This is a genomic window from Bradyrhizobium sp. 62, from assembly GCF_023073035.1.
Taxonomy (GTDB): Bacteria; Pseudomonadota; Alphaproteobacteria; order Rhizobiales; family Xanthobacteraceae; genus Bradyrhizobium.
In genome coordinates, this window is the sequence record NZ_JADPIT010000029.1 from 181,100 (window position 1) to 185,162 (window position 4,063).

Consider the following 4,063-nt stretch of genomic DNA (forward strand, 5'->3'; position numbering starts at 1 on the left):
GCGCAGGGCCGTCTCGGTCCCGGCCGTATCCATCACTGCATGCGCACCATCGGCAAGGCCGAGGAGGCGCTGGAGAAAATGGTGAAGCGGCTCACCTCGCGCACTGCCTTCGGCAAGCGGATCGTCGAGCATTCGGTATGGGAGCAGCGCATCGGCGAGGCCCGCACCAATATCGAGATGACGCGGCTGTTGTGCCTCAAGGCCGCCGACATGATGGACAAGGTCGGCAACAAGACCGCGCAGGCCGAGATCGCCATGATCAAGGTCGCAGCCCCCAACATGGCGCTGAAGATCATCGACGAGGCGATCCAGGCCTTCGGCGGTGCAGGCGTCTCGGACGAAGCCGGCCTTGCCAAGGACTACGCCCACATCCGCACGCTCCGTCTCGCCGACGGCCCGGACGAGGTGCACAATCGCGCCATTGCCAGGCTCGAGGTTCGGAAGTATGCAAACTCTTCCAGTCATTAAGCGGGAGAGCACGCTGGCGCTCCCGATTTGAAGAAACGACAGGGCATGATCCATGATCGGATGACCGCTTGACGCAAGTGCGCTGGGAGTTACCGATTAGGATCATGTTCGGACTGAAGAGGGAGCGTCATCGTGGCTGACGGCGTCAGGAAAGACGAGGAATTCTCGGGCACCAAGCCCGTCGAGGAGCGTCATCGTATCGACGAGATGCGGCTCGAAGCCTGGATGCGCGACAACGTCGAAGGCTATGAGGGACCGCTGGTCGTCCTCCAGTTTAGGGGTGGCCAGTCCAACCCGACCTACCGGCTCGACACGCCGAACCGCTCCTACGTGATGCGCCGAAAGCCGTTCGGCAAATTGCTGCCGTCGGCGCATGCGGTCGATCGCGAATACCGGGTAATCGCAGCGCTGGGAAAGCAGGGCTTTCCGGTCGCGAAGGCCTACGCGCTGTGCCAGGACGACAGCATCATCGGTTCGGCCTTCTACATCATGTCGATGGAAGACGGCCGGGTGTTCTGGGATCCGACGCTGCCGAGCCAGACGCCGGAGGATCGTCGAAAGATCTTCACCAGCAAGATCGAGACGCTGGCCAAGCTCCACATGTTCGATCCCGTCGCGATCGGTCTTGGCGACTTCGGCAAGCCCGGCAATTATTTCGCGCGCCAGATCGATCGTTGGACCAAGCAGTACCGCGCGTCCGAAACCCAGACCATCCCGGAGTTCGAGAAGGTCGCCGAATGGTTGCCGAAGACCGTGCCGGAGCAGGCGCGCGTCTCGATCGTCCACGGCGACTATCGCCTCGACAACATGATTTTCCATGCGACGGAACCGCGCGTGCAGGCCGTGCTCGATTGGGAATTGTCGACGCTCGGCGATCCCATGGCCGACTTCACCTATCTGCTGATGCAGTGGGTGATGCCCGGCCTGGACGGCGCCGACCTCAAGGCGCTCAACATTCCGAGCGTGGAACAGGCCGCGCAGATCTATTGCAACGTGACCAAGATGACGGTGCCTGACCTCAACTGGTATTTTGCTTACAACCTGTTCCGCCTCGCCGGCATCACGCAAGGCATCGCTGGCCGCGTCCGCGACGGCACCGCGGCGAATGCCAAGGCGCTGGAGTCAGCCAAGCGCACCGTACCGCTGTCGAAAGCGTCTTGGGAGTATGCGCAGAAGGCCGGCGCGGTTTAAGGACTCCGAAGGCGCTGCCGGCGGCCGCGCCTTTGCTTGCGTTCCTCTCGTGTCCGGGACACGGGACAGAATGACGAGAGAGATACCCGCATGATCGACCACACCACGCTCATCACCTACATCCTCATCGTCCTCGGCTTCGTCTTCATTCCCGGTCCGGCGACGCTCCTCACCATGGCGCGCGCCGCGAGCTCGGGAACCAGGGTCGGCATCGCGACGGGCGCGGGAGTTGCGGCTGGTGACGTGGTCCACACCACCATGGCAATCGTCGGCCTCTCTGCGATCATTGCAACGTCGGCGCTGCTGTTCAGCGTCGTCAAATACGCGGGCGCGGGCTTCCTGATCTATCTCGGCATTCGCGCCATGCTCGACAAGACGCCGATCGAGGTGAATGGCGGTGCGCCCGCGATCAGCGCAGCGCGGGCCTTCCGGCAGGCCGTGCTGACCGAAGTGCTCAATCCCAAGACCGCGCTGTTCTTCCTCGCGTTCCTGCCGCAGTTCGTCCGTCCAGAACACGGCTCGACGACGCTACAGCTCGCGCTCTTCGGCGCTGTGTTCGTGTTGCTCGGCCTCCTCAGTACGGTGGTGTTCGCCGTCGGCGCCGGCCGCCTCGGCAATTTGCTACGCCGCCATCCGGCCGTCGTGAAATGGCAGGGCAAGGTGGTCGGGACGATCTACTGCGCCGTCGGTGTGCGGCTGGCCTTGCAGGAGCGATGAGGCGCACCGCTCACGTGGGATACGCGCTGCCCCACATACTCCCGTCATTGCGAGGAGCTCTTGCGACGAAGCAACCCAGACTGCCTCCGCGGAACCATTCTGGATTGCTTCGCTTCGCTCGCAGCCTGGATTGCTTCGCTTCGCTCGCAATGCGGAAAATTGGAGGAAGCCATCATGTCCCAAGGAGAAGCCTTACCCCTTCACGCAATGCGCGATCAGCTTCTCCACGAAGCCGGCGCATTTCTCCAGCTCCGCCATTTCCACGAATTCGTCCGGTGTATGCGCCTGCGCGATCGAGCCGGGGCCAATCACGACGGACGGGATATCGGCCATGCTGGCGAACAGGCTTGCCTCGGTGCCGAACGCGACCTTGGCGTGGTCGTTGCGGCCAGCCAGGCTCTTGGCCAGCGTGACGATTGTCGCATCGGCCGCCGTGTCAAGCGCAGGGTAGTCGAGGATCTCTTCGAAATCGATGCCGCAGTCCGGATGCTGCTTCTTCATCGCTGGCTCGATCTTCGCCTTGGCCCAGGCGACGATCGCATCCGTCACCTCGCGCGACTCCGTAATGCCGATGCCGCGGCATTCGAAATCCACCGTACAAGTATCAGGGACGATGTTCAGCGCGGCGCCGCCATGGACGATGCTGGTGAGCAGCGTCGAGTGCGGAACGTCGTAGAGGCTGTCGGCCGCTCGCACGGCTGCGAGCGCCACGGCGCGACGGCGGATTTCGACGATCAGCTCGGCGGCGTATTCGATGGCGTTGACACCCTCGGGCGCGATCGAGGAGTGGCGGGCGAGCCCCTTGAAGGTCGCGCGCACGCCGTGCTTGCCCTTGTGGCCGATGATGACCTTCATCTCGGTCGGCTCGCCGATGAAGGCGCCGAGTGGCTTGATCCGTTTCTTCGCGACCTCGCGCAGCATCGGCCGCACGCCGACGCAGCCGATCTCCTCGTCATAGGAGATCGCCAGATGGATCGGTGTCGCGAGCTTCGCTTCCAGCATCTCCGGCACCATGGCGAGGCACACCGCGACGAATCCCTTCATGTCGGTGGTGCCGCGGCCATAGAGCCTGCCGTCGCGCTCGATCAGCTTGAACGGATCGTGGCTCCAGTCCTGGCCGACCACGGGCACCACGTCGGTATGCCCCGACAGCACCAGGCCCGGGCAGTCCTCGGGTCCAATGGTGACCCATAGCGAGGCTTTCTGTCCGGTCTCGTCGACGATGCGCTCACCCTTGACGTCGAGCGTGGCGAGATAGCTCTCGATATGCGCGATGAGGGGCAGGTTGGAGCGATCGCTGATCGTGTCGAAGCCGACGAGGTCGGCGAGCAGCTTGCGAATACGGTCGGGTCTTGAGCTTGGCATTTTCACGTTCTTGTCAGGGGAATGGAAGCTGAAGTGCTTGCACGAACCATACCAATGTTGCGGGTGGTAGGGCAAACCAGCACAAATCCGAGCCTGCAACGCCTTGCGTTGCCGTCGAGCAAAACACGCGAGCCGTGGCCCAACGCGCGGCGGCGAAACTTTGCCGAAATTCGGAAGCGGCGTATGCCGTCTGGGTGAGACGACCAAAGCAAAGCTCGGGCGAACAAGCCGCGAGGATGCGAAGGTGCATCTGCGATCGAGAATGTGAATGGAAGCGTGACGCTGCCATCCAAAGACTCCGTCATTGCGAGCGCAGCGAAGC

The 4,063-nt window shown here is 63.0% G+C and carries 5 protein-coding genes; 3 read left to right on the top strand and 2 right to left on the bottom strand.

The genetic code is table 11. The features are described 5' to 3' along the window. From IVB47_RS27645 to IVB47_RS27655, 3 genes are all read left to right on the top strand, one after another. On the top strand, nt 1–468 hold a 468-nt coding region (locus IVB47_RS27645; RefSeq protein ID WP_256467926.1), incomplete at its 5' end, for an acyl-CoA dehydrogenase family protein. 132 nt (nt 469–600) lie between these two features. After that, complete coding sequence (locus IVB47_RS27650) at nt 601–1,659, top strand: phosphotransferase family protein (protein WP_247465974.1); 1,059 nt, start codon at nt 601–603, stop codon at nt 1,657–1,659. A 90-nt stretch (nt 1,660–1,749) separates the two neighbouring features. Then, nucleotides 1,750–2,376, top strand: coding sequence for a LysE family translocator (locus IVB47_RS27655; RefSeq protein ID WP_247465977.1), 627 nt, complete (start codon nt 1,750–1,752; stop codon nt 2,374–2,376). 192 nt (nt 2,377–2,568) lie between these two features. Here the strand turns inward: IVB47_RS27655 and argE are convergent, their stop codons facing one another. Continuing rightward, on the bottom strand, nt 2,569–3,741 hold the full coding sequence (gene argE, locus IVB47_RS27660) for an acetylornithine deacetylase (RefSeq protein ID WP_027567519.1): 1,173 nt from the start codon (nt 3,739–3,741) through the stop codon (nt 2,569–2,571). Between the two features lie 2 nt (nt 3,742–3,743). Then, nucleotides 3,744–4,063 (bottom strand): hypothetical protein (locus tag IVB47_RS27665; RefSeq protein WP_247465981.1); only part of this gene is annotated, 320 nt, incomplete at its 5' end.

Coding starts and splice junctions, on each gene's coding strand:
- argE (WP_027567519.1), bottom strand. CDS start 3,741: ATGCCAAGCTCAAGACCCGACCGTATTCGCAAGCTGCTCGCCGACCTC.
- IVB47_RS27655 (WP_247465977.1), top strand. CDS start 1,750: ATGATCGACCACACCACGCTCATCACCTACATCCTCATCGTCCTCGGC.